The 24,558-nt window shown below is 65.4% G+C and carries 22 protein-coding genes, 1 other RNA gene and 2 pseudogenes; 24 read left to right on the top strand and 1 reads right to left on the bottom strand.

What is annotated here, in order from left to right; all coding sequences use genetic code 11:
• The 24 genes and pseudogenes from atpC to murI all read left to right on the top strand — a co-directional run bounded on the left by atpC (position 1) and on the right by murI (position 24,435).
• Positions 1-450 carry an ATP synthase F1 subunit epsilon gene (gene atpC / locus ABD53_RS15800; protein WP_053057765.1) on the top strand — a complete coding sequence of 150 codons (450 nt, stop codon included), beginning with the start codon at positions 1-3 and terminating at the stop codon, positions 448-450.
• Positions 451-517: 67 nt separating this feature from the next.
• Complete coding sequence (gene murA, locus ABD53_RS06550; protein ID WP_047864981.1) at positions 518-1,813, top strand: UDP-N-acetylglucosamine 1-carboxyvinyltransferase; 1,296 nt, start codon at positions 518-520, stop codon at positions 1,811-1,813.
• A 207-nt stretch (positions 1,814-2,020) separates the two neighbouring features.
• Positions 2,021-3,085 (top strand): M20 family metallopeptidase, encoded by a 1,065-nt coding sequence (locus tag ABD53_RS06545; RefSeq protein ID WP_053057764.1) that lies wholly within the window; start codon positions 2,021-2,023, stop codon positions 3,083-3,085.
• A gap of 185 nt (positions 3,086-3,270) precedes the next feature.
• A complete protein-coding gene (locus ABD53_RS06540) occupies positions 3,271-3,636 on the top strand; it encodes an NADH-quinone oxidoreductase subunit A (protein ID WP_047865132.1) in 366 nt (121 codons plus the stop codon).
• On the top strand, positions 3,636-4,505 hold the full coding sequence (locus ABD53_RS17865) for an NADH-quinone oxidoreductase subunit B (RefSeq protein WP_200900326.1): 870 nt from the start codon (positions 3,636-3,638) through the stop codon (positions 4,503-4,505). The genes ABD53_RS06540 and ABD53_RS17865 overlap by 1 nt, the downstream gene beginning before the upstream one ends.
• Positions 4,506-4,997: an NADH-quinone oxidoreductase subunit C gene (locus tag ABD53_RS06530; protein ID WP_053057763.1), complete on the top strand. Its 492-nt coding sequence runs from the start codon at positions 4,506-4,508 to the stop codon at positions 4,995-4,997. It begins immediately after the preceding gene.
• A complete protein-coding gene (locus ABD53_RS06525; protein WP_053057762.1) occupies positions 4,998-6,185 on the top strand; it encodes an NADH-quinone oxidoreductase subunit D in 1,188 nt (395 codons plus the stop codon).
• Positions 6,186-6,194: 9 nt separating this feature from the next.
• Entirely contained in the window at positions 6,195-7,196 is a 1,002-nt protein-coding gene (gene nuoH / locus ABD53_RS06520; protein ID WP_084709370.1) for an NADH-quinone oxidoreductase subunit NuoH, read from the top strand.
• 53 nt (positions 7,197-7,249) lie between these two features.
• Entirely contained in the window at positions 7,250-7,804 is a 555-nt protein-coding gene (locus tag ABD53_RS15795) for a NuoI/complex I 23 kDa subunit family protein (protein ID WP_053057761.1), read from the top strand.
• Positions 7,801-8,325 (top strand): NADH-quinone oxidoreductase subunit J family protein, encoded by a 525-nt coding sequence (locus ABD53_RS06510; protein WP_053057760.1) that lies wholly within the window; start codon positions 7,801-7,803, stop codon positions 8,323-8,325. Before ABD53_RS15795 ends, ABD53_RS06510 begins: the two co-directional genes overlap by 4 nt.
• A complete protein-coding gene (gene nuoK / locus ABD53_RS06505) occupies positions 8,325-8,675 on the top strand; it encodes an NADH-quinone oxidoreductase subunit NuoK (protein ID WP_235401408.1) in 351 nt (116 codons plus the stop codon). Before ABD53_RS06510 ends, nuoK begins: the two co-directional genes overlap by 1 nt.
• 60 nt (positions 8,676-8,735) lie before the next feature.
• Positions 8,736-10,706 (top strand): NADH-quinone oxidoreductase subunit L, encoded by a 1,971-nt coding sequence (gene nuoL / locus ABD53_RS06500; protein ID WP_047864979.1) that lies wholly within the window; start codon positions 8,736-8,738, stop codon positions 10,704-10,706.
• The gene (locus ABD53_RS06495; RefSeq protein WP_053057759.1) at positions 10,703-12,163 is read left to right on the top strand and encodes a complex I subunit 4 family protein; all 1,461 of its coding nucleotides are present in this window, start codon (positions 10,703-10,705) and stop codon (positions 12,161-12,163) included. Before nuoL ends, ABD53_RS06495 begins: the two co-directional genes overlap by 4 nt.
• Position 12,164: 1 nt before the next feature.
• Entirely contained in the window at positions 12,165-13,613 is a 1,449-nt protein-coding gene (locus ABD53_RS06490; RefSeq protein ID WP_053057758.1) for an NADH-quinone oxidoreductase subunit N, read from the top strand.
• 31 nt (positions 13,614-13,644) lie between these two features.
• On the top strand, positions 13,645-14,754 hold the full coding sequence (locus tag ABD53_RS06485; protein WP_047864978.1) for a sugar phosphate nucleotidyltransferase: 1,110 nt from the start codon (positions 13,645-13,647) through the stop codon (positions 14,752-14,754).
• A gap of 7 nt (positions 14,755-14,761) precedes the next feature.
• The gene (locus tag ABD53_RS06480; protein ID WP_047864977.1) at positions 14,762-15,469 is read left to right on the top strand and encodes a ComF family protein; all 708 of its coding nucleotides are present in this window, start codon (positions 14,762-14,764) and stop codon (positions 15,467-15,469) included.
• A 107-nt stretch (positions 15,470-15,576) separates the two neighbouring features.
• Positions 15,577-16,146: a ribosome hibernation-promoting factor, HPF/YfiA family gene (gene hpf / locus ABD53_RS17860; protein ID WP_047864976.1), complete on the top strand. Its 570-nt coding sequence runs from the start codon at positions 15,577-15,579 to the stop codon at positions 16,144-16,146.
• A gap of 100 nt (positions 16,147-16,246) precedes the next feature.
• Positions 16,247-18,802, top strand: a pseudogene (secA, locus tag ABD53_RS06470) (preprotein translocase subunit SecA); the annotation flags it as partial.
• A 164-nt stretch (positions 18,803-18,966) separates the two neighbouring features.
• Positions 18,967-20,070 carry a peptide chain release factor 2 gene (gene prfB, locus ABD53_RS06465; protein ID WP_053057756.1) on the top strand — a complete coding sequence of 368 codons (1,104 nt, stop codon included), beginning with the start codon at positions 18,967-18,969 and terminating at the stop codon, positions 20,068-20,070.
• A gap of 93 nt (positions 20,071-20,163) precedes the next feature.
• Entirely contained in the window at positions 20,164-20,838 is a 675-nt protein-coding gene (locus tag ABD53_RS06460; protein WP_047864975.1) for an LmeA family phospholipid-binding protein, read from the top strand.
• 105 nt (positions 20,839-20,943) lie between these two features.
• The gene (locus tag ABD53_RS06455; protein WP_053057755.1) at positions 20,944-22,605 is read left to right on the top strand and encodes a ribonuclease R family protein; all 1,662 of its coding nucleotides are present in this window, start codon (positions 20,944-20,946) and stop codon (positions 22,603-22,605) included.
• A 47-nt stretch (positions 22,606-22,652) separates the two neighbouring features.
• Positions 22,653-23,105 carry an SsrA-binding protein SmpB gene (smpB, locus tag ABD53_RS06450; RefSeq protein ID WP_047864974.1) on the top strand — a complete coding sequence of 151 codons (453 nt, stop codon included), beginning with the start codon at positions 22,653-22,655 and terminating at the stop codon, positions 23,103-23,105.
• 59 nt (positions 23,106-23,164) lie between these two features.
• Positions 23,165-23,520: a transfer-messenger RNA gene (gene ssrA / locus ABD53_RS16475) on the top strand.
• A gap of 90 nt (positions 23,521-23,610) precedes the next feature.
• The gene (murI, locus tag ABD53_RS06445) at positions 23,611-24,435 is read left to right on the top strand and encodes a glutamate racemase (RefSeq protein ID WP_047864973.1); all 825 of its coding nucleotides are present in this window, start codon (positions 23,611-23,613) and stop codon (positions 24,433-24,435) included.
• A gap of 20 nt (positions 24,436-24,455) precedes the next feature.
• Here murI and ABD53_RS17630 read toward each other — a convergent pair.
• A pseudogene (locus ABD53_RS17630) lies at positions 24,456-24,558 on the bottom strand (IS5-like element ISNeu3 family transposase); the annotation flags it as partial.

Genomic DNA, 24,558 nt, shown 5'->3' with positions numbered 1-24,558 from the left:
TTGACGGAGAGCCGCGGAACCGGAGGCCGGCAGCTATTCTGCCGGGTTATAACTCCGGAGAGCATGGTCTTCGACGGCGAGGTGGACCGGGTGATAGTTCGCATAGCCGACGGGGACCTCGGCGTCCTCGCCGACCACGCCCCCGTGGTTTCCACCGCGGAGCCCGGGGCGGTGCGCATCAAGCAGGGGAATGAGACCCGAGTTTACGGAACCTCCGACGGCTTCTTCAAGGTCTCCGAGAACCTGGCCCTGATCCTGGTCGAGGAGGCGGTCGAGGCCGGGGAGATAGACGTAGAGGCTGCCGAGAGCCGTATAGAGGAGATAGAGCGCGAGCGCTCGGAAGGGATCTCCGAGAGCGAGGACCCCGAAAGGGCCGAGCGTGACTTTGACCGTCGCGTGAAGGTGGCGGAGAGCCTGGTACGGGTGGCGCGGGAGTACGGCCAGGGTTAGGGGGGTAAGAAGCACTGGGCTTGTATAAGCTAGATTTACCCACACTCTCTTGGGAGGGAGAGCTAAATTGGAGAACACGGATAGGTTCCTTATAGAAGGCGGCCAGAGGCTCCACGGGGAGGTGGAGGTCTCCGGGGCCAAGAACGCGGCGCTGAAGCTGATCGCGGCCGCCCTGCTCGCCCCCGGACGGAGCACCCTGCACAACGTCCCGCGAATAAAGGACGTGGACACCATGTGCGCCGTGCTGGATGGTCTGGGCGCGGAGGCGGACTTCGAAGGCGACACCCTACACGTGGACGCCGCCCGCATAGACTCCTACACGGCCCCCTACGAGCTGGTGCGCCAGATGCGGGCGAGTCTCGTCGTGCTCGGCCCCCTCGTAGGCCGGTTCGGGGAGGCCGAGGTCTCCGCGCCCGGCGGGTGCAACCTGGGCCTCAGAAAGTTCAACTTCCACCTCGACGGGCTGCGGGCGCTCGGGGCCGAGATCGAGCTCGACCACGGCTTCATAAAGGCCGAGGCGCCGCGCGGCCTGCACGGGGCCGAGATCGTGTTCCAGTACCCGAGCGTTACCGCCACCGAGAACGTGATGATGGCGGCCGTGCTCGCCCACGGCCGCACCACCATAGAGAACGGGGCCCGCGAGCCCGAGGTGGTGGACCTGGCGGACTTCCTGAACGCCATGGGAGCCCACGTCGAGGGGGCCGGTACGGAGCTCATAACCATAGAGGGCGTCGAGGAGCTTCATCCGGCCGAGCACGACGTGATGCCCGACCGGATAGAGGCCGGAACCCTGGTGATGGCGACCGCCGCCACCGGCGGCGACGTGACCGTGCTGGGCGCGCGGCCCGAGCATCTCAAGATGGAGCTCCAGAAGCTACACGACATGGGCCTGGACGTGGAAAACGTGGCCGACGGCCGGGGCCTGCGGGTCCGGGTGGAGGACCCGCGGGATCTACGCGGCGTGGACGTCTCCACGCTGCCGTTTCCGGGGTTCGCCACCGACCTACAGGCCCAGATGATGGTGCTCCTCACGCAGGTGGACGGGGCCGGGATCATCACCGAGAACGTGTACGAGAACCGGCTGCAGGTCGCCGAGGAGCTTAACCGCATGGACGCCGGTATAGACCTGTTCGGCGGCCACCGGGCTCTCGTAAAAGGCCCTCATCAGCTCTCCGGCACCATCGTAGAGGCCCCCGACCTGCGGGGCGGGGCGGCCCTGGTGATGGCCGGCCTCCTCGCCTCGGGTACGACGACGGTGGACGGCGCCCGTCACATACTCCGCGGCTACGACGGCTTCGAGGAAAAGCTCTCCTCGCTCGGCGCGTGCGTCGTCTTCCAGTCTGGCGCCTCGGTCGAAGCCTGATCCATCCCGCCGCGAGGATGATAGTATGTCTACGTGCGTTAAGAACACAATTTCGTACACGGCTTCGTGTCTTGTGTTGGAAAGTGTTAGGAAATCTAGGACGGTGCAGGTTTTCTGGTTGGCGGGTTCGACAGAGGTGAGGTTCTCTCTCTAACCCGGCGTCTCGTCCGGTACAGGTCTCACCACCCGGCGGCCGTCGAGTCTGCGATGGACTTCATCAGCGGGTGGTTCGACGCCCGCGGCATAGAGACCGCACTCTACAAAGGAGCGGGGCCGGCCGGCGAGCTCACCTCGCTCGTGGCCCGGGTCGGCTCCGGGGGACCGCGCATACTGCTCCACGGCCACGCCGACGTGGTACCCGGCTGTGACGAGCAGTTCGAAGCCGTCGAGGAGCACGGCGAGCTGTACGGCCGCGGCGTCTACGACATGAAGGGCGCGCTAGCGGCCATGATGTACGCGGTCAAGGACCTGCACTCCATAGGCTGCAACGGCACGGTGGAGCTACTCATCGTGCCGGACGAGGAGCGGGAGTACGGCGGGGCCAACGGGGCCGAGGTGCTCATAGACAACGGCCACACCGGGGATTTTCTTATAACCGGAGAGCCGACGGACTTCCACGTCGGGGTCCAGGCAAAGGGCGTGCTCGACTTGAAGATCACCACCCACGGCGAGAGCGCCCACGGCTCACAGCCCTGGCTCGGCAAGAACGCCGTGCTGCTGGCCCACGAGCACTACAGACGCGTGCAGGAGCTACCGTTCGCCTCCGAACGCAGCGACCTCTTCCCGCATCCGAGCGTCAACCTGGCAAAGATACACGGCGGAGACGTCATAAACCGGGTCCCCGACACCTGCTCCTACGAGCTGGACATCCGGTATCTGCCGGATCAGGAGCCCCGGGAGATACTGCGCCAGATCCGCTCCATAGAACTCCCCGCCGACGCCGAGGTACTCTTCTCCCGCGAGCCGACCTACGTCTCCCGCCGCAACCCCTTCGTCAAGGCCCTGCGCGAGGTGGCCGCCCGCCACTTTCACGGCAACCCCGTGAGCGTCGGCCGCCACGGGGCCTCCGACATAGTCTACTTCCAGCGAGCCGGGGTCCCGGGCGTGGAGTTCGGGCCCGTCGGCGGCGGTCACCACGGTCCCCGCGAGCACGTGCTCTCCGGCTCCCTCGAAACCTACCGCCAGATGCTCGTCCAGTTCGTCCAGATACTCTCCCGCAACGGCCGGGCCAAACACGAGGCTCCGCAACCCCCGCTCAAGCAGCTCGGATAAAGCTCTGGTAAAGCCCGGAAAACCGCTGCCCCAAACCCGGGCCGGGCGGTACGCGCCGGGCTTGTAACGCATTTTGCTACTCATAGTAGCTCCTTGAAAGTTGTTTGTGACACGAGTATATTTGCGGCATATAAGAGAGGAGTTGATCGTTGGGGTCCGTGTTGTTGGCGCTGGTACAGCAGGAGATGGCTTACGGGGCCGTGTATGCTTATCTCGGTATATCTCTCCTGCTCATAGCGGGTTTCGTGGCCGTGGTAATGGTACTGGCTCGGTTGCTCTCTCCCAGCAGACAGGGCTCCGTAGACAAGCGGGCCACCTACGAGACCTCCGAGAAGACGGTGACGGACCCCTGGAGGCCGTTTCCGGTGCGGTACTACGTGTTTGCGTTGACGTTCCTCATCTTCGACGTCGAGGCGCTGTTTCTGTTTCCGTGGGCCGTGGTGTACGGCGACCTCGGGCTGTACGGCTTCGTGCAGATGACGATCTTCGTCGGGATACTTACGGTGGGGCTTATCTACGAGTGGAAGAAGGGGGCTCTAAAGTGGGTGTAATGCAGAGCTTCAGCGAGCCCAACATAATAACCACGAGCACGGATCGGGTGTTCAACTGGGCCCGCAAGAACTCTTTGTGGCCCTTGCAGTTCGGGCTGGCGTGCTGCGCCATAGAGATGATGAGCACGGGCATGGGGCACAACGATCTCGAGAGGTTCGGGAGCAGCCCGTTCATGAGCTCCCCGAGACAGGCCGACGTGATGATCGTCAGCGGCACCGTATCGACCAAGATGGCCGAGCGCATGACCCGGCTGTACGAGCAGATGCCAGAGCCCAAGTGGGTGATAGCGATGGGGGCCTGCGCCATCTCGGGTGGTCCGTTCCTCGACGGATACTCGGTGCTCATGGGGGCGGACCGGGTGATTCCGGTCGACGTGTACGTCCCCGGGTGTCCGCCGAGGCCCGAGGCCCTGATCTACGGTATCCTCACGCTACAAAAGAAGGTAGAGCGGGACTCACAGGTGCGCTACGACAAGCCCCGCCCGGCGCTCGTGGACGACGAGGGTGAGATCCAGGAGTACCTGCCCGAGCGCGAGTACGCGAACATCAGCGAGGGCAAGGCCGACCGCCCGGCGGGCATAAAAGAGATGCCCCGCACCTACGTGTTCGAGCGCAAGGGCATGCCGCCCGGCCCGCAGACGGATGTGGGCTGGATCCCGCCCGAGACCAAGAAGAAGCTCAAGGCCGAGGAGAAGGCCCGCAAGGAGGCCGAGAAGGCGAAGTCGGAAGAGGCCGGGAAGGCCGAGAACACCGAGCCGCAGTCCGCCACCGCGACCGCCGAGAAAAAGTCTGAGGGCAAAGAGAACGAAGAGAGCGGCTCTCAGAAGAACGATGGCGCGGAAAACGGAGAGAAGAGGGGCGGCGAGTAGATGGCGATAAGCCTGCCCGAGGGGGATCTCGACACCCGACTGGAGCGCTACCTGGAAGGCTTCAGGGATCGGCACGAGTTGGAAGAGCACGACACGAAGGGCAACGCCCTGAAGGTCGTGATACCTCCCGAGAGCCTGCAGTCCGTGCTCGCCACCGCGAAGGAGGATCTCGGCATAATCCACCTTTCGTTCATCACCGTGGTTGACCGCGAAGGCTCGTTCGAGTTTACCTACGAGCTACTGGACCTGCGTGGCGGGCGCGTGATGATCAAGACCGCCATCGAGGGCGAGGAGCCTGTGATCGGGACCGCCACCGCCGTGTACCCGACGGCCAACTGGCACGAGCGGGAGGCCTACGACATGTTCGGCGTGGCATTCGCCGGGCACCCCGATCTGCGCCGGCCGTACATGTGGCAGGACAACTTCGACCACCACCCGCTCGTAAAGAGCTTCGAGATCAGCACCAGACGGACATTCGAGGGGTTGCGTTAGATGCTCGACAAGGAACGCATTGACCACCAGCTAGAGCCGAGCCTGAGCGGAAAGACCGGACGGCTCTCCGGTCCCGACGTGCGCGACGAGTTCGGGCTGGAGGCGCTGGACATGAACATGGGCCCCCAGCACCCCGCCATGCACGGCCTGCTGCGGCTGATACTCGAGCTCGACGGCGAGACCGTGGTGCGCTGCGATCCCGTAATGGGATACCTGCACCGCTGCCAGGAGAAGATCGCCGAGAACCGGATGTATCCGGCGGTCATCCCGCTGACGGATCGCCTCGACTACCTGGCGAACATCCACAACGAGCACGGGTACGTGCTGGCGGTAGAGGATCTGCTGGAGGCGGAGATACCGCCCCGCGCCGAGGCCATCCGGGTGCTGATGAGCGAGCTGATGCGGCTGGCGAGCCACATACCTTCGATAGGCTTTCTGATGCTGGAGCTCGGGGCGTTCACCCCGATCCTGTACGCCTTCCGCGAGCGGGAGCGGTTGCAGAACATCTTCGAGGAGATCACCGGCGTGCGCATGATGTACCACTACTTCCGCATCGGCGGCGTGAAGGCCGACCTGCCGCCCGGAATGCCGGAGAAGATCTGGGAGTTCATCGAGGGACTTGAGGAGCGTTTCCAGCCCGACCTCGTGGACCTCATACAGGGTAACGAGATCTTCATCGGCCGTACCAGAAACGTCGGTAAGATGACGCCGGAGCAGGCCCTTGAGATGGGCCTTACCGGGCCGCCCCTACGCTGCACCGGTGTGGACTTCGACGTGCGCCGCGACTATCCCTACGGCTGGTACGACCGGGTGGACTTCGACGTCGTCACGGACGAAGCCGGGGACGTGGAGGCCTCGTACCGGGTGCGCATCGCGGAGTGTATGCAGAGCATCAGGATCATCAAGCAGGTGCTCCAGATGCTGCCCGAGGGCGAGGTCATGGCCGACATGGGCCGCCGCATCCGGCCCGCAGAGGGTGAGGGCTTCGGCCGCGTCGAGGGCGCGCGCGGGGAGTTCGCGGTACACATAGTAAGCGACGGCTCGGACCGTCCCTACCGCGTCCACTACCGCGACCCGAGCTTCGTGAACATGCAGCTTCTGCAGGAGATAGTGCCCGGGCATTATCTGCCGGACATCATGCCGATCATGGGCCTGATAGACCCGGTAAGCGGCGGCTGGGACAAGTAGGGGCAGGGATTGTTTAGCTTTCTCGACTTTCTGAACCAGGAGCCCTTCCGCTTCATAGTCGGCCTTGCCGGCGTGCTCTTTCTGACGCTGAACCTCTCGGCGATACTCGTAATGAGCGAGCGCAAGACCGCCGGGTACATACAGCTCCGGTACGGGCCGAACCGGGTAGGGCCGCGGGGGCTTTTCCAGCCACTCGCCGACATACTGAAGCTGTTTACCAAGGAGAATCTCTCCCCGGCGCGGGCGGACCTGTGGATCTTCCTCGCCGCCCCGATAGCCATGTTCATCCCGGTGGCGATAGTGTGGATGACGGTCCCGTTTACGGAACGTTCCGTAATCGCCGACATGAACATCGCGCTGCTGTTCTTCGTGGCGATCACCTCCATAGGGGCTCTGGGTGTAATCATGGCCGGCTACGGCAGCCGCTCGACGTTCTCGCTGCTCGGCGCCCTGCGCGGGGCGGCGCAGATGATCTCCTACGAGGTGCCGCTGATCCTGAGTCTGCTCGGGGTCATCATGATCACGGGCAGCCTCTCACTGGTTGATGTGGTGAACGGCCAGAGCGGCGGATTCTGGCACTGGTACGTGTGGCCGCAGCTGCCGATGTTCCTCATCTTCTACATGTCCGCCATAGCGGAGGCAAAGCGCGTCCCGTTCGACCTGCCCGAGGGCGAGAGTGAGATCGTGGGCGGCTACATGGTCGAGTACTCGGGCATGACCTGGGGGCTCATACAGGCCTCGGAGTTTGCCGGGATGGGACTCATGAGCGGCATCGTAGCGACGGTCTTCCTGGGCGGGTGGCAGCCGCCACTGCCTTTCATGGACCTCGGAGTGTTCAACTGGTTCTGGTTCGGCATGAAGGCGGCGATCATAATGTTCACCTTCCAGTGGATCCGGTGGAGCGTGCCGCGTCTGCGCATGGATCAGCTCATGGACTTTGGCTGGAAGGTGCTCGTGCCGGGCGCGCTCATCTGGCTGTTCGTGACCGCCGCGTGGATGGCTATCTTCTAGAGACTTGGATACTGAAGACAAGGAAGTGACGGAAGGGATGGAGGTTTCGTAGATTGCCCCAGCTAGGACAGGGCACGCTGAAGGGTATGGGTATAACCATCAAGCACCTCTTCAGCAAGAAGATCACCCGCCAGTACCCGGAGTACAAGCGCGATCTGCCCGAACGTGCGCGTGGCATGCTCACCGTGGACATGGACCGCTGCATCGCGTGCCTGCAGTGCATGAGGGTCTGCCCGGACCACTGCATCTCCATCGAGCAGGAGAAACGCGACTTCGACGGCTCCGGCAAGCCCAAGCCCTACGCCATAGGCTTCGTCATAGACGACTCGCGCTGCATGTACTGCTCCCTGTGCGTCGAGGTCTGCCCGGTCAACTGCATCTACCACACCGAGGAGTTCGAGGTTCAGGCCTACAACCGCCTCGAGCTCGCCCGGCAGTTCGGCGAGCGCCCGGTGGACCCGACGATAGACCCGCAGCCGCCGACCAAGAAGAAGCCCAAGAAAAGCGCCAAGGATGGCGCGAAAGGCGAAAAGCCCAAGGGCAAAAAGGCCGCCGAGGGAGATACCGAGAAGAGCCCCGAGGAGAAGCCCGGCGAGGACGCGGCTTGATCGTCGCGTACATCTTCCTCGCGTGTATGACCCTGATCTGCGCCCTCGGCGTGGTACTCAGCCGTAACATCGTGCACTCGGCGCTGTTCATGTCCGGGGCCTTTCTCGGGGTGGCGGGGTTCTTCGTGATGCTGAACGCCCCGGCGCTCGCGGCGTTTCAGCTCCTGATCTACGTCGGTGCGGTAACGGTCTTGATGCTTTTCGGCATCATGTTCACCCAGCGGCCTTCTGCCCGCTCGTTCGCTACGATCCTCAACCGTCAGGTGTGGGCCGGGCTCGCGGTCGCGCTCGGTTTTGGGGCCGTGCTCTCGTACTTCCTCACCGTGCAGGACTGGGGCAGCGTGAGCCCCGGAAACGGTCCCCGGCAGATGCAGACCTTCGGTGAAAACCTGCTCGGCGTCGGCGGTGGGCCCCAGATCTTCGCCTTGCTCTTCCAGGTCGCGGCGGTCCTGCTGTTCGTGGCGATAGTGGCGGCCATAGTGATTAGCCGCCGCCGCGACGCCGACCAGGAGGAGGCGTAGTGCAGGGGATTCTGGAGTCTGCGAGCGGGACGCTCACGGCGGCGCTGCCGCTACAGGCGTACCTGGTGGTCGGGGCGCTCATGTTCGCCATCGGGGCCTGGGGGGCGCTCATCCGGCGCAACGCCGTGGTGGTTTTCATGTGCGTGGAGTTGATGATCAACGGCGTAAGCCTTACCCTCGTGGCCTTTGCGGACTATCTGCCCGGCGCGAACGGGGCCGGGGCGAGCTACGCGGTCCTGATCATAGCCATCGCCGCAGCGGAGGTCGCGGTAGGGCTCGCGGTCGTGCTCGCCGTGTTCCGGGCGCGCCGCACGGTGGACCTGGACGAGGCGAACCTGATGAAATGGTAATGAAGTGGTAGCGAAATGGTAGGAGTGGCGTTGCGGCGTATGCGCGGGGAGAGAAGCTAGATGGCGGATAGCGTCGGGGGACAGCTAATAGTCGCCGCGATACCGGCCCTGCCGATACTCTCGTTCGTCATCCTGGTCTTTTTCGGGCGCTATCTCAAGGAGAACGCGCAGTACGTCTCGGTCTTCGCCGTGGCGAGCGCGCTGGTGTTCTCTGTAACGGTGCTGGCCTCCGTTGCGGGCTGGCTGCCGGGGGTGCCGGCGGGACCCATAGACTACGCGGTCCCCTGGATACAGCTCGGGGACGGTGGCGCTTTCCCGATGGGCGTGTACGTGGACCCGCTCGCCGCCGTGATGCTGGTGGTGGTGTGCTTCGTGAGCCTCATGGTGCAGCTATTCTCCGGCGGGTTCATGGAAGGGCACCCGCGCTTCGCCTGGTACTATGCCGTGGCGAGCATCTTTACCGCCTCGATGCTCGGGCTCGTCGTGTCGCCGAACTTCATTCAGCTGTATCTTTTCTGGGAGCTCGTCGGGGCCACTTCGTACCTGATCCACGGCTTCTTCTTCGAGCGGCCGGCGGCGACCTACGCGGCGCTAAAGGCGTTCATCGTGAACCGGGTGGCCGACACGGCGCTGTTCATCGGGATCATCATCTTCTGGCGGCAGGCGGGGACCGTCTCGTTTACGGGCATCTCCGACGCGGCGCAGTCCGGGTTCATAGCCCCGACGCTGTTGACGGTGGCGCTAATAATGGTGCTGCTCGGATGTACCGGCAAGAGCGCGCAGTTCCCGCTACACGTGTGGCTCTCGAACGCCATGAATGGCCCGACGCCCCTTTCGGCCCTGATCCATGCCGCGGCCATGATCGTCTCCGGCGTGTACCTGATAGCCCGGACCTACGATATCTTCGTGCAGAGCCCGGCGGCCATGCTGACCGTCGCCTACGTCGGGGCCATATCCGCTTTCATGGCGGCGACGATGGCGCTGGTGCAGAAGGATATAAAGCAGGTCATCGCGTACTCCACTATCTCGCAGTTCGGCTACATCATGCTCGCGCTCGGGGTCGGGGCGTACTCCGCCGGGGTCTTCCACATCTTCAACCACGCGTTCTTCAAAGCGCTTTTGTTCCTCATAGCGGGCGGACTCGGGTACATGCTCGCCAGCTACAAGATGGCCGACATGGGCGGCCTACGGCGCCGGATGCCGGTCACCTTCTGGGTGATGGTCATAGCCGGACTCTCGCTGGCCGGGGTGTTCCCGTTCTCCGGGTTCTGGAGCAAGGAGGCGATAGTCTCGGAGACGCTGGCGGGCGGGCATTACGTGCTGTTCGCCCTCGCGGTGGTGACCATCCTGCTCACGGCGTTCTACATATTCCGGGCGATCTTCATGACCTTTGGCGGCGAGCCGAAGTCCGAGGCCGCGCGGAACGCGGTGGACGTGCCGGGGGTCATGGCGGTGCCCATGATCGCGCTCGCCGTGCTCTCTATCGGGAGCGGCTGGGTCGGTCTGCCGGGGGCCGACTGGTTCGGGGGCTTCGTGGCGCCGAGTGAGTTCGCCAGCGGGGCGCTCGGGCTCGAACCTCACCCGTTCAACTACATAATGGCTATCGTCTCCACCCTCGTGGCGCTGGCCGGCATAGGGCTCGCTTACGTGCTATGCGTGAGGAAGCCCGCTTTCGCGGAGGCGATGGCGAGGCGGCTGCCGAGGACGTACCGCTTTCTGGAGAACGGCTGGTACTTCGACACGCTGTACGACGTGCTCTTCGTGCGGAGCGCGAAGCGGCTGGCGCGCGTGGCGGGCTCGTTCGACCGGCGCGTAATCCGGGGCTCCGTCGAGGGCTTGAGCCGTGGTGTGGGCTGGACCGGCGAGAGGCTGCGGGGGATGCAGGGGGGCGCGGTGCAGAGCTACGCGCTGTTCCTGCTGCTCGGCGCTCTGGCCATCGGGGTAGTCGCCGGGGCGCAGGGCGTGGTGCTGGTGGCGGGTCTGATAGCCATCTTCACCGTCGCCGTCATAGCGGTGGGGGTCAGGCTGTGATCACGACGATAACCATCCTGCTCCCGCTACTCGGGACGCTTCTCATGCTCGGGCTCCCGGTGACGACGCGGGCGTCCTCCGTGCGCCGCGCCGCGCTGGGGGTGGCCGCGTTGCCGCTGGCGCTGGTGGTGTTCATCTACTTCGCCTACGGTCCGGGACTCGGCGCGGGCGTGCTATCGCAGGACGTTACCTGGATCGAGGCTCTAAACGTCGGATACCGGGTCTCGTTGGACGGGCTCGGGTTCGGGATGTTCGCCCTCTCCGCGCTGCTCGCGATCATCGCGGTGGCGGCCTCGTGGGACGTGGACCGGAGCCTCCGGCAGTACTTCGCACTGCTTTTCGTGGCGGAGGCCGGAATGCTCGGGGTTTTCGCCGCCCAGGACCTGGTGCTGTTCTACGTGTTCTTCGAGCTTACGCTGGTGCCGATGTACCTGATGGTCGGCTTCTGGGGCGACGAGAACCGGCGGCCCGCAGCCACGAAGTTCTTCACCTATACCTTCCTCGGGAGCACGGTGATGCTCGCCGGGTTCCTGGCTTTCGGCATCCTCGGCGGCAGCTTCGCGATGGACGCGCTGCAGGGCGGCGGCGGGCTCTCCCGCACCGCCCAGATAGCCGTCGCCGCGGCGGTGCTGCTCGGGCTGCTGGTGAAGGTCCCGGCGGTTCCGCTGCACGGCTGGCTGCTGGACGTATACGTCGCCAGCCCGACCTCGACGAACGTGATGCTCTCCGGGGTGCTACCGAAGCTCGGGACTTATGGCTTGATCGCGATAGCCCTGCCGCTGCTGCCGCAGGGGGTAGCGCCGTTCCTGCCGTATCTCGCCGCTCTCGGGGTTATAAACATCCTGTACGGGGCGTTCGTCGCCTTCGCCCAGACGGACCTCAAGGCCCTGATCGCGTACTCCTCCATCGGGACGCTCGGGTTTATCCTGCTCGGGGTGGCTTCGACGAACGCGCTCGGGCTGAACGGGGCGGTGTTGCAGCAGGTGACGCACGGCATCTACTCGGCGCTGCTGTTTATCCTGGTCGGCGTGATCGCCTCCCGCACCGGCACACGCCGGATCTCGGAGCTCGGCGGTCTTATAGGCCGGATGCCGTGGGCCGGGGGGCTGCTGGCGCTCGGGGCCCTGGCGGCGATGGGGCTGCCGGGGCTCGCGGTGTTCGTTAGCGAGTTCATGAGCATCATGGGCGGCTACGAGGCGTACCCGGTGCAGGGCGCGCTGGCGGCGCTCGGGATACTGATGTCCGCGGTGTACATGCTGTACATGCTGGCGCGCGTGATCTTCGGCCCGATACAGAACCCGGAGTACGAGAATATAAAGGACGCGAACCGGACGGAGATGTCCGCGATAGCGCCGCTCGCCGCGCTAGTGGTGGTGCTCGGCATATTCCCCGGGATACTGATCGGGGTGCAGCAACCGGCGGTGCAATCGGTAATATCCGCGATAGGAGGGAGCTAGTATGAGCGTCTCGCCCGCGGTTTTCCTCGGGCTCCTGCCGGAGCTCGTGGCGTTCGGGTTTACGATGCTGGTATTGCTCGTGGGGGCTTTCGCGCCCTCCTCGAAGGGACTCACCGCCGGGCTGGCCACGCTCGGGGCGGCGGCTACGTTCGTGGCCGCGGCGGCGCTGTTCGTAGGCGGGTTCTCCGGCAGCTTCTTCGGCGGCGGCTACGTCGTGGACAACTTCGCGCTGTACTTCAAGCTGGTCGTCGCGGGCGCGGCGCTGTTCGCCATCATCGCGGCGTCGCGGTGGTCGGCCCGGACGGACGACGAGCCGGAGTATCTGGCACTAATACTCTCGGTCGTGGTCGGGGCGCTGCTGCTGGTCTCCATGAGGGACCTGTTCGGCATCTTCCTAGCGCTGGAGCTGGCGACTATTCCGTCCTACGCTCTGGTGGCCTTCGACCGTTCACGGCGCGAGAGCTCCGAGGGTGCGATGAAGTATCTCGTGACCGGCGTGATCGCCTCCTCGGTGCTGCTGTACGGGTTCGTCCTGATCTACGGCGTCGCGGGCTCCGCCGCGTTATCCGAGATCGGCACGGCGTTCTCCTCTGGTATGACCCCGGTTGCGCTCCTGGGGCTCGCGCTCGCGGTCAGCGGGTTCGCGTTCAAGATCTCGGCGGTGCCGTTCCACTTCTGGACGCCGGACGCCTACCAGGGCGCGCCGACCAGCGCGGCGGCATTCCTCTCGGTCGCGCCAAAGGCGGCGACCTTCGCGGTGCTACTCAGAATACTTCTCGAAGGTTTGCCCGAGGCCACGCCGACGTGGACCGGGATCATGGTCTTCCTCTCCATCGCCACGATGTTCGTCGGCAACCTCTTCGCCCTGCAGCAGCGAAACGTGAGAAGGATGCTCGCGTACAGCTCGGTCGCGCACTCGGGCTACATCCTGGCGGCTTTCGCCGCGCTCCAGGGTCCGGCGCTGGGGACGGCGGTGCAGGCGGTCCTGATCTACTCGGCGGCCTACGCGGTCACGAACCTCGGGGCGTTCCTGGTCATAGATCTCGTCGGCGAGGACGCAAAAAGCTACAACGGCCTCATAAAAACCCGGCCCGGTGTGGCGGTTGCGATGGGCATCTTCATGGCGTCTTTGCTCGGCTTTCCGCCGCTGGCCGGGTTCTTCGGCAAGCTGTGGGTGATCATCGCCGGCGCGCAGTCGGGATCGGTTGCGGTGTACGTCGTAGTCGGGGCGGTCGTGGTGAACAGCGTGCTCTCGGTGCCGTACTACTTCGGCATCCTCCGCAGCATGGTATTTGAGGAGCCGGCCACCGACCCGGGCGAGTCCGGCGGTGGAGACGCCGACGACGGGGCGGTGCGGTTCTCGGTGTATCTTCTCGCGGCGGCGACGGTCGGGTTTGCGGTGCTGATCGTGCCGCTAACCGCACTGGTCGGGGCCTCCGGTCTGTTGTAAGCTGGCTCTCCTATGAGGGAGCTATGAAAGTATGAAAGCCGTTATTCTAGTCGGGGGGCAGGGCAGCAGGCTGCGCCCGATCACGTACCACATCCCGAAGGCGCTGGTGCCGTTGCGCAACCAGCCATTCATGGGCTACATGGTGGAATTCCTGCGGCGCGGCGGGCTCGACGGGGCCGTACTCTCGCTGGGATACCTACCGGACCCGATCCAGGCCTACTTCGCCGATCGCAAAGACCTAGACGGTTTCTCACTGGATTACGCCGTCGAGGACAGACCGCTCGGGACGGCGGGCGGGCTCAAGAACGCCGAGCCTTATCTGGACCGGGGAGACGGGCCGCTCGTGGTGGTCAACGGCGACGTGCTGACCGGGTTGGATCTCGGGGAGCTGCTCGAAGCCCACCGGGAGTCCGGGGCGCAGGCCACGATCACCCTCACCAGCGTCGAGGACCCGACCGCCTACGGGCTCGTAGAGGTGGACTCGGAGATGCAGGTGCATCGCTTCCTGGAGAAGCCGGCCTACGACGAGGTGACGACGAACCTCGTGAACGCCGGCATCTACGTGCTGGAGCCCGAGGTGTTGGAGATGATCCCGGCGGATCAGGAAGTCTCCATAGAGCGTGAAATCTTCCCGGAGTTACAGGCCCGGGGCACGCTACGCGCCCACGTATCCAGCGCCTACTGGCGGGACGTCGGCACACCTCGCAGCTACCTCATGGCCTCCCACGACGTGCTCTCTGGCGCAGTCGGCACCGAGCCGGGCTTCGAGTACCTGCAGATAGACGCCTCTACGAAGGTAGGCAAGGGCGTAAAGCTCCTGCCGCCGCTCTCCATAGCGCCGGATTGCGTGTTCGAGGAAGGTGCGACCGTCGGGGGGCGTTCTTCGCTCGGCCGTGGCTGCCGGATCGGCCGGGGCGCGACGGTCGAGGGCAGCGTGGTGCTGGACGGGGCCGAGATAGAGCCCGGAGCCGTGGTGCGCGGCTCCGTTATCGGGCCGGAGGTCCGGGTGGGGCAAGACGCCATCGTGCGCGGCCTCTCCGTGCTGGGTGCGGAGGCCGTCATAGGGGAGGGAAACGTACTGGATCAGGGGCTCAGGGTGAACCCAGGGGTCGTCTTGCAGCCGCGCAGCCTGAACTTCTAGGGTCTCGATGAGGAGCCGGTCAGGGCCGATATCCGGGAGCTATGTAAAAGCACTGACGGATCTTTTCTATCCGCAGCGGTGCGTCGGCTGCGGTGGGCGGGCGAGCGATCTGCTCTGCGCCGGGTGCCACGGGGTGTTGCCCGTAATTGAGCCTCCGGTATGCCGCCGGTGCGGGCTGCCGACGGCCTTCGACACGCCGGTGTGCGAGGATTGCAAGGGGCGTGATCTCTCTTTCGACTCTGCCCGCGCGCCGCTCAGGTACGAGGGTGTGGGGGAGGAGATCGTGCGCGCCCTGAAGTACCGGGCCTACCTGACCGTCGCGCCGCGGCTCGCCGCCCCGCTGATGGTGGGCTCCGTCAGGGATGAGGCGGGGTTCGACACCGTGGTGCCCGTGCCGCTCCACCGCTCACGCCTGGCCAAGAGAGGCTTCAACCAGGCCGCGGTGCTCGCCCAGGAGGTCGCGGCGAGCCTGGGAGCAAAATGCGCGGAGGCGCTCCGGGCGGTGCGGGCCACCCGGGATCAGGTCGAGCTAACGGCCTCCGAGCGGCGGGATAACGTGCGGGACGCTTTCCGGGTCGAGGGTCCGGTGCGCGGCAGGGTGCTGCTGGTGGACGATGTGCTCACCACCGGCGCCACCTTGAGCGAGTGCGCCGGGGCTTTGAAAGAGGCCGGAGCGGGCGAGGTCCACTGCCTCAGCCTCTGCCGGGCCTGCTAAGATACGGGGAACACGCACAAGGGAAGTCTGGCCGGTGAGATGATATTACGGGGCCGAGCGGTTCCCGGCGATCTTTTCACCGTCCCGTAACAGGAAGGGAGCGGCTCGTGGAGGTAGCGGTCAAGGGGCGCAACATCTCTCTCACCGAGGCCCTGGAGCGTCACGCCAGAGAGAAGGTCGAGCGGGTACACAAGTTCTTCGACGACGAGAAGAGCGACGCGCGGGCCGAGGTGGAGCTCTTCCACCAGCGGAACTCCTCCATACCCGACCCGGAGGTCGCCGAGGCCACGCTGTTCATCAACGGCAGCGTCCTCAAGGCCCGCGAGGCCTCCGGGGACATGTACGCCTCCATAGACGGCATGTACGAGAAGCTGGAGCGTCAGGTAAAGCGTTACCGGGGGCGCCAGATCGACCGCTGGCACGGCAAGAAGGGCCAGGCGAAAGTCTCCGAAGACGGAGCCGCACCTGCGGCCACCAGGACCGAGGACGAACTCGAGACCCGCATAGTCCGTACCAAGCAGTTCCAGATGAAGCCCATGACCTCCGAGGAGGCCGCGCTACAGATGGAGCTCCTGGATCACGCCTTTTTCGTCTTTACCAGCGCCGAGACCGGCGATATAAATGTGGTATACCGGCGGCGCGACGGAGACTACGGCCTCATAGAGCCTGTAAGATAGATCCCGCCAACTGATACGGTACGGACACGGTAGAGCGAGGCGGCCGCACGCCGGGAGTGTAACCCCGGAGTGTAGGAGGCCGCAGTAAGGTAGTGTGCCCTTGTCGAACCTGCTAACGAAGATACTGCGCATGGGCGAGGGCCGCAAGGTCAAGGCCCTCCAGCGCCGCGTCGAAGAGGTGTCCGCCCTCGAACCGGAGGTCGAGACCCTCTCAGACGAGGAGCTCGCCGCCAAGACGGAGGAGTTCCGGGAGCGGCTGGATAGCGAAGGCGGCGGCGAGACGGTGGACGACCTGCTGCCCGAGGCCTTCGCCGTGGTCCGGGAGGCCGCGAAACGTACCCTGGGCCTGCGCCCGTTCGACGTACAGGTCCTCGGCGGCATCGTGCTGCACGAGGGCAAGATCGCCGAGATGAAGACCGGTGAGGGCAAGACGCTCGCCGCTACTATGCCCGTATACCTCAACGCGCTCGAAGGCCGGGGGGCGCACGTCGTCACCGTGAACGACTACCTGGCCCGCCGCGACTCCGAGTGGATGGGCGAGGTGTACCGTTTCCTCGGGCTTACTGTGGGCATCGTGCAGGATGGGCTCGGCTTCGACGAGCGCAAGGAAGCCTACGCCTCCGACATCACCTACGGCACCAACGCCCAGTTCGGGTTCGACTACCTGCGCGACAACATTGCGACCTCGGTGGAGCGTCTCGTGCAGCGCGAGTTGCACTACGCGATAGTGGACGAGGTGGACTCCATCCTCGTGGACGAGGCCCGGACGCCGCTAATAATTAGCGGCATGCCCGAGAGCGCCGCCGACACCTACTACCGCTTCGCCGCCATCACGCCGCGCCTCACGGAAGGCGAGGACTACGAGGTCGACGAGAAGAAAAACCAGGTCTCGCCGACCGAGCAGGGCGTGGAGAAGGTAGAGAAGATGCTCGGCATCGAGAACCTCTACGACGACGTGAACCGCAACCTCGTCAACCACCTCAACCAGGCGCTCAGGGCGCACACGCTGTTCAAGCGCGACGACGAGTACCTGGTACGCGACGGCGAGGTCCTCATCATCGACGAGTTTACCGGGCGCGTCATGGAAGGCCGCCGGTACTCCGAAGGGCTGCATCAGGCCATAGAGGCCAAGGAGAACGTGCAGATAAGGGAGGAGAACCAGACCGTCGCCACGGTGACGATCCAGAACTTCTTCCGCCAGTACGACAAGCTCGCCGGCATGACCGGCACCGCCGCCACTGAGGCCGCCGAGTTCGACCAGACCTACGGCATGGAAGTCGTCTCCGTGCCGACGCACAAGGAGATGATCCGGGAGGACAAGGAAGACCTCGTGTACAAGACGCGGGGCAGCAAGCACAACCAGGCCGTAAAGGACATCGCCGAGCGCCACGAGAAGGGCCAGCCCGTCCTGGTCGGCACCGTCTCGGTCGAGGTCTCCGAGCAGCTCTCCGTCGAGCTCAAGAAGCAGGGCATACCCCACAACGTCTTGAACGCCAAGAACCACGAGCGCGAGGCCGAGACCATCGCCGAGGCCGGAGAGAAGGGCGCGGTCACCATCGCGACCAACATGGCCGGGCGCGGCACCGACGTGAAGCTCGGCGACGGCGTGGCCGAGCTCGGTGGGCTGTACGTGCTCGGCACCGAGCGCCACGAGTCCCGGCGCATAGACGATCAGCTCCGGGGCCGTTCGGGGCGTCAGGGTGACCCCGGCGAGTCCCGGTTCTACCTCTCGTTCGAGGACGACCTGCTGCGGCTCTTTGGCGGCGAGCGCATGCAGGGCCTCATAAACAGGATCGGGCTCGAAGAAGACGAGGCGATAGAGGCGGGTATGATCTCAAACTCCGTCCGCCGCGCCCAGGAGCAGGTCGAGAGCCGCAACTTCCAGACGCGGAAGAAGATCCTGGAGTACGATGACGTCCTGAACAAGCAGCGGCAGGTGATCTACGAGATGCGGCGGGAGATCCTGAACGGGGAGCAGGTGGATACCTTCGCCTACGCCGACGAGATCCTGCGCGACACCGTCGCCGAGCAGGTCTCGGAGGAGAAGTACCCGGAGGACTGGGACCTCGAAGCGCTCTCCACGGAGGTAAACCGCCTCTACCCGAGCTCCATAGACTTCGAGAACCTGGACCGGGAGAGCCTGGACGCCGAGGGTATAACCGAGATGGTCGTCGAGGACGCGGCGGCGAAGCTAGAGGAGCGCCGCTCCGAGTGGGACGCGCGGATGGAGGAGCTCGCCCGGCGCGGCTTCGAGCGCACCGACGGCGTGGCGAGCTTCGAGGAGGCCGAGCGCATCACGCTCCTCTCCATCATAGACTCCCGCTGGCGCGAGCACCTCTACGACATGGACTACCTGCGCGAGGGCATCGGCTGGCGCGGCCTCGGCCAGCGTGACCCGCTTGTTGAGTACAAGCGCGAGGGCTACGACATGTTCGTGGAGATGCAGCAGGGTCTTAAAGCCGACTACGTGACCTACATCTACCGCATCGAGAACGTCGAGCTGCCGGAGCCCCAGGAAGAGGAGGAACTCTCCTACAGCGGCGGCGGGGAGGAGCCCGACCCGCAGCCGAAGGCCCCCCGCAGGGTGGAGCAGAAGGTCGGGCGCAACGACCCCTGCCCGTGCGGCTCGGGCAAGAAGTACAAGAAGTGTCACGGCGCGGCCGCCGCCTCCGGCGAGCCCCGGCGCGACACCACGCGGGCCGCGGCGGACGACACCCTGCCAGAGGGCTCCGGCGAGGAGGCGACAAACGGAGAAGACCCGAATGAGGGCCAGAACGGGCACCGCGACGTAAGCCACGAGGACCGGAGCCAGCGGAGGTAGTGGCAGAGCTCGCGGAGAGGATCTCGGAGCTCGACCGCCGCCTGGGCGAGCTCGAAACCTTCTTCGACCTCGAAGGGCTGCGGGAGCGCGCCGCCGAGCTCTCCGAGGAGATGAGCGACCCCGGCTTCTGGGACGACCCCGAGGAGGCCCGGGAGGTATCCTCGCGCTTCTCGCGCATAGAGGAGCGCATCGCGCTTCTGGAGAGCCTGCGGGGACGCCTCGACGACTCGGAGGAGCTCTTCGGGCTGTACGACGGCGACCCCGAGATGCTCGGCGAGGTCGAGCGGGAGGTCGGGCAGATAGAGGCCACCGTCGAGCAGCAGGAGGCCGCTCGCATGTTCAACGGCCCCTACGACGAGGGGCCGGCGATCCTGACCATAAACTCGGGTGCGGGAGGGGTGGACTCTCAGGACTGGGCCGGGATGCTGGCCCGCATGTACCGGCGCTGGGCCGAGACGAGGGGACTGAAGCTCTCCGTAATCGAGCACACCGATGGAGAGGAGGCGGGACTCAAGAGCGCCACCTACACCGTCGGCTCCGACGGAGACTACGGCTTCGGTCTCCTGGCCGCCGAGCGCGGGGTGCACCGGCTGGTGCGCATCAGCCCGTTCGACGCCGGCGGGCGGCGGCACACCAGCTTCGCCTCGGTCGCCGTCGCGCCGGTCATAGACGACGCCGTGGAGGTCGAGGTAGACGAGAAGGACCTCAAGGTGGACACCTACCGGGCCTCGGGGGCTGGCGGCCAGCACGTCAACAAGACCGACTCCGCCGTGCGCATCACCCATCAGCCGTCCGGGATAGTGGTGCAGTGTCAGAACGAGCGCAGTCAGCACCAGAACCGAGAGGTCGCCATGCGCATCCTACGCGCCCGGCTGTACGAGCTGGAGCAGGAGAAGCTGGATCGGGAGATGGCGGCGCAGGCCGGTGAGAAGTCGGATATAGGCTGGGGCTCCCAGATCCGGTCCTACACCCTGCACCCCGACCGCCGCATAAAGGACCTGCGCACCGGCGAGCAGGCTAGCGGCGCGGACGTGGACAAGGTGCTCGACGGCGATCTCGACTCCTTTATCTACGCCTATCTAAAGACCCGCGACGGGGGCTAACCCACGTCAGAGCAGCGGCCCCACGTCCCGACGCGGAAGGTCTCGTGGACGTCTGGCGTACTGATCGGGCTTATCACACTCGTCGCGCTCGTCGTGGCGGTGCTCGTGATCGGGGCCTACACTTTCCTCCCCGCCCTTGTCGAGGGGATGGTGGCCCGGAACCTCGAGAGCAACCTCGGGCTCTCGCGCACGCCAGAGGTCAGCCTCTCCTCGGACCCGGCGTACGAGATACTCGCCGGGCGTTTCGACTCCGGGGAGGTGATCCTGCGGGAGCCGGAGTTCGCCGGGGTGCGGCCGGAGCGGGTGCGCATGCGGCTGGGTAGTTTCGAGGTCGAGCCGTGGCGGAGCCTGCGTGAGGGAACCCTGATCACGGATAACCCTCTGTCGGGAGACATCCGGGTCGTGCTCTCGGAAGAGGAGCTAGAGCGCATCGCGAGCGTAGGCATCGAGTCGGTGCCGGTGCGCCGGATCGGGATCTCCGGCGGAAACCTTACCGTGGGTTCTGCCGCTCAGGTTCTCGGCGTCAGCGTGCCCATCTCCGTGCGGGGGCCGGTGGACGTCGAAGGCGGCCGCATCGTCTTCGACCCCGAGGAGGCCGCCGCCTTCGGCACCCCGCTGCCGGAGGACGTGACCGACCGCATACTCTCCGGCACGGACTTCGGCTACCCGGTCGAGAACCTGCCGTTCAACGGCGAGGTCACCGGCGTCGAGACCGGCGAGGGCACCATCGCCCTCGAAGGCTCCGTACGCGACCTGCCTATCGGTTAGCGGTGCCAGACAGCCGCCGGCCCGCGTCGGGAGCCGCGCCCGGGCCCCGTGTTAGACTCCGCCTGTGTTATCCGTTTCTAGAGTTTCAGAGCCCCAGGTAACGCCGTGATACTCCCGGCGCTGCTCGTGAGCCGGGGCAAGTACTCCGTCGCCGAGCCCATGTTCTCCGACGAGCGACGGCCCGTGCTCGTGGCCCGCAAGCTGCGGCGCGGGGCGGAGGCCGGAGACCTGGTGCTCGTCAACGCCCGCGAGAAGGGCCGGTCGTTGCGGGGCGAGGTCACGAAGGTTTTCGGCTCCTCTGAGGACCCGCGCAACGTATACGACGCCCTCCTGGCCTCCATAGACACCCGACGAGGCTTCGGAAAGAAGGCCCGCGAAGAGGCGGAAGTGGTCGCCGGGCGCGAGCCTGATACGTCGGATAGGCAAGACCTCCGTAGCCTACCCACGGTTACCATAGACGGCGCGGACGCCAAGGACTTCGACGACGCCATCTCGGTAGAGCGGATCACGCCCGGCGGCGAGGGTGGAGCCGAGAGCGGGGAGGACGGGCAGCCTGGCTACCGGGTCTGGGTCCACATCGCCGACGTGACCCACTACGTGCAGCCCGGCGGCATGCTCGACCGGGAGGCCCGGCGGCGCGGAAACTCCGTATACCTGCCCGGCACCGTCGCCCCGATGCTCCCCGAGCGGCTCTCAAACGACGTGTGCTCGCTACGGCCCGACGAGGACCGGGTGGCGGTGACGGTCGAGATGGAGGTCACGGGGGCGGGGGATCTCACGAGCAGCCGCGCGTACCGCAGCATTATCCGCAGCGACGCCCGGCTCACCTACGAGGAGGTGGACCGCTTCCTCTCCGGTGAGGGCAAGGTGCCTCAAAAAGAGCTCGTCGGAGCGGCTCAGGAGCTTTCCCACAAGCTGAAGAAAAAGGCGGCCCAACGGGGCAAGCTGGATTTCGCCGGGCGCGAGCCGGACTACGAGATAGACGAGGAGCGTCTGCCCGTGAGGGCCGGCATCCGGTACTCCACCGAGGCCCGCGAGCTCATAGAGGAGCTCATGATCCTGGCCAACGTCGCCGTCGCCGGGATGCTCCTGGAGCGTCAGGGCGGCGTGTTCCGGGTGCACGAGGAGCCCGACGCCGACGACCTCGACACCCTCGGCGAGCGGCTCGCCGCGCTCGGCATCGAGGCCGAGCCGACGCCACAGACGCTGGGAGAGATCTCGGCCGGTACCGAAGCCTCCGGGGTGGACTACCTCATACTGCGCTCTCTGCCGCGGGCGTTCTACTCGCCGCACAACATGGGTCACTTCGGGCTCGCCCTGGAGAACTACACGCACTTCACGTCCCCGATCCGGCGCTACTCGGACGTGATCGTGCACCGGGCGCTTCTGGGGGATACGCCGCCCGAGGACCTCGACGAGGCCGCAGCCGAGATCTCCGACCGTGAGTACCGGAGCACCATCGCGGAGCGCACCGCCGACGACTACACCCTGATGTGGCTGATGCGCGACCGGGTCGGCGACACGCTCGAAGGCACCGTGGTCGGCACCGCGTCCTTCGGCTTCTTCGTCGAGCTGGACGAGGGCGCGACCGGCATGGTCCACGTGAGCAAGCTACCCGGCTGGTGGGAGCTAGAGGAGAGCGGCGTCGTGCTCTCGAACCCGGAGATAGGAGCCTCCTACAGCGTCGGTGACCGGGTGCTCGTGGAGCTCTTGGACGTGCGCCCCTTGATGCGCCGGGCGGAGCTCCGGGTCGTCAAGCGGCTGTAACATCTGAAGTAACATCCGTAAAATTCTCGCGGTACAATAACCGCCTGATGAAGCTATTCGCGCAGAACAAGAAAGCCCGGCACGACTTCACCATCGAGGAGACCTACGAGGCCGGGATAGAGCTTACTGGTCCGGAAGTAAAGTCCATCCGCGCCGGACGGGCGAACCTCAAGGAGAGCTACGCCCGCATCCGGGACGGAGAGGCGTTCCTCGTAGGGGCGCACGTCTCTCCGTACGAGAACGCCACCCACGTAACGCAGGACCCGACCCGCCAGCGCAGGCTCCTACTCAACAAGCGGGAGATAGCGCGGCTGGTGGGCAAGAGTCAGGAGAGCGGCAAGACGATAGTGCCGCTGGACTTGCACGCCAAGAACGGCCTGATAAAGCTCCAGATCGGGGTCGCGAGCCGCAAGAAGGAGTACGACAAGCGGCGCGAGATCGCCAAGAAGACCATGCAGCGCGAGACCGAGAAGGCCATAAAGGAGCGCTCCAGGGTCTGACCCCCGGCGTAGCCGACGGCTTGCAGCGAGAGTTTGCGGCGGTATAATGTGGTCTATATGGGGGCGTTATGGCTTCGACGGAAGCGGACAGCGTCCAGTGAGACGAGTCGAGTTCACCGGAGACTCGATAAACGCCGGTGTCTAAAAAGACACGCCAACGATGAAATGGCTGTAGCTGCTTAAATAAAAGCAGCCGTCGACCCGGATAGCCTGTGATCCGGGTATCGGCGTCGCTTAGCAGGCTCTACCCTTTGTGTCCTGGCACCGGGACACTCTGGGGACACTCAACGGGCTAGCCCCTCCAGCGGCGCCCCGGTCTGCTGGTGAGGGCGAAGATTAAACCGGGTGCAACGCTCGTAAAATCTCACGGACGACGCGCTTGCGGACGCGGGTTCAACTCCCGCCGCCTCCACCATCAGGCCCCGGTCAAAGGACCGGGGCTTCTTTTTCGCCGGGATTTTGCCGGACCCCTCACCCCACTCGTAAACGGGTATAATGCCGCCTCGTGAGCGACGCTCGTCCCATAGGGGTCTTTGACTCGGGAGTCGGGGGGTTGACGGTGCTGGCGGAGATCCGGGACCGGCTGCCCTTCGAGCACACCGTCTACTTCGGGGACACGGCTCGGGTGCCTTACGGGGTGCGGCAGCTCCGGGAGGTGAGGGAGTTTGCGTTCGAGATCATCCGGTATCTGATCGGGATGGACGTAAAGCTCGTCGTGGTCGCCTGTAACACGGCCACGGCGGCGGCGCTCAAGGCGGCCCAGACCGAGTTCGACGTGCCGGTAGTCGGCGTGATCGAGCCCGGAGCCCGGGCGGCGGCGCTTGAGACCCGTACCCGGCACGTCGGGGTGCTCGCCACGCAGGGGACGGTCACGAGCCGGGCTTACCGGCGGGCGGTGCATTACCTGGACGCCGGTATCGAGGTACACGAGCAGGCCGCGCCGGACCTCGTGCCGCTTATAGAGCGGGGCATAGTGGAAGGACGGGAGCTGGACGAGGCCCTCCAGGGCTACACCCGCCACTTCCGCGAGAGCGAGGTGGACGCTGTTGTACTCGGCTGCACCCACTATCCCCTGATCTCGGCCCCCATCAACCGCGCCCTCGGGCCGGAGGTGCGTTTGATCTCCTCCGCCGGTCAAACCGCTTTAGAGGTCGGCCGGATACTCTCGCGCAGGGGCTACCTGCGCCGCCCGCGCGACCCGGAGGATACCGGTGCCTCGACATTCGTGTGCAGTGCGGACCCCGATGAGTTCGCGAGCCTCGGCAGCCGCTTCCTGAACGAGGAGATTCATGTCGTAGACCCTGCGGCCGTCTTCGACTCTACCGCCTAGGCAGAATCGACATTTGCGGATCATAGCCACATTAGAGAAGCTGCCAGATACACGAAAGACTTATAGTACAGGGCCTTCCTATCGTAACGAGTGGCGATACGCCGGAAGCACTTGAGCTTACCA

Origin of the sequence: Rubrobacter aplysinae (assembly GCF_001029505.1) — a bacterium.
Lineage (GTDB): Bacteria > Actinomycetota > Rubrobacteria > Rubrobacterales > Rubrobacteraceae > Rubrobacter_A > Rubrobacter_A aplysinae.
This window is presented reverse-complemented; position numbering and strand designations above follow the sequence as displayed.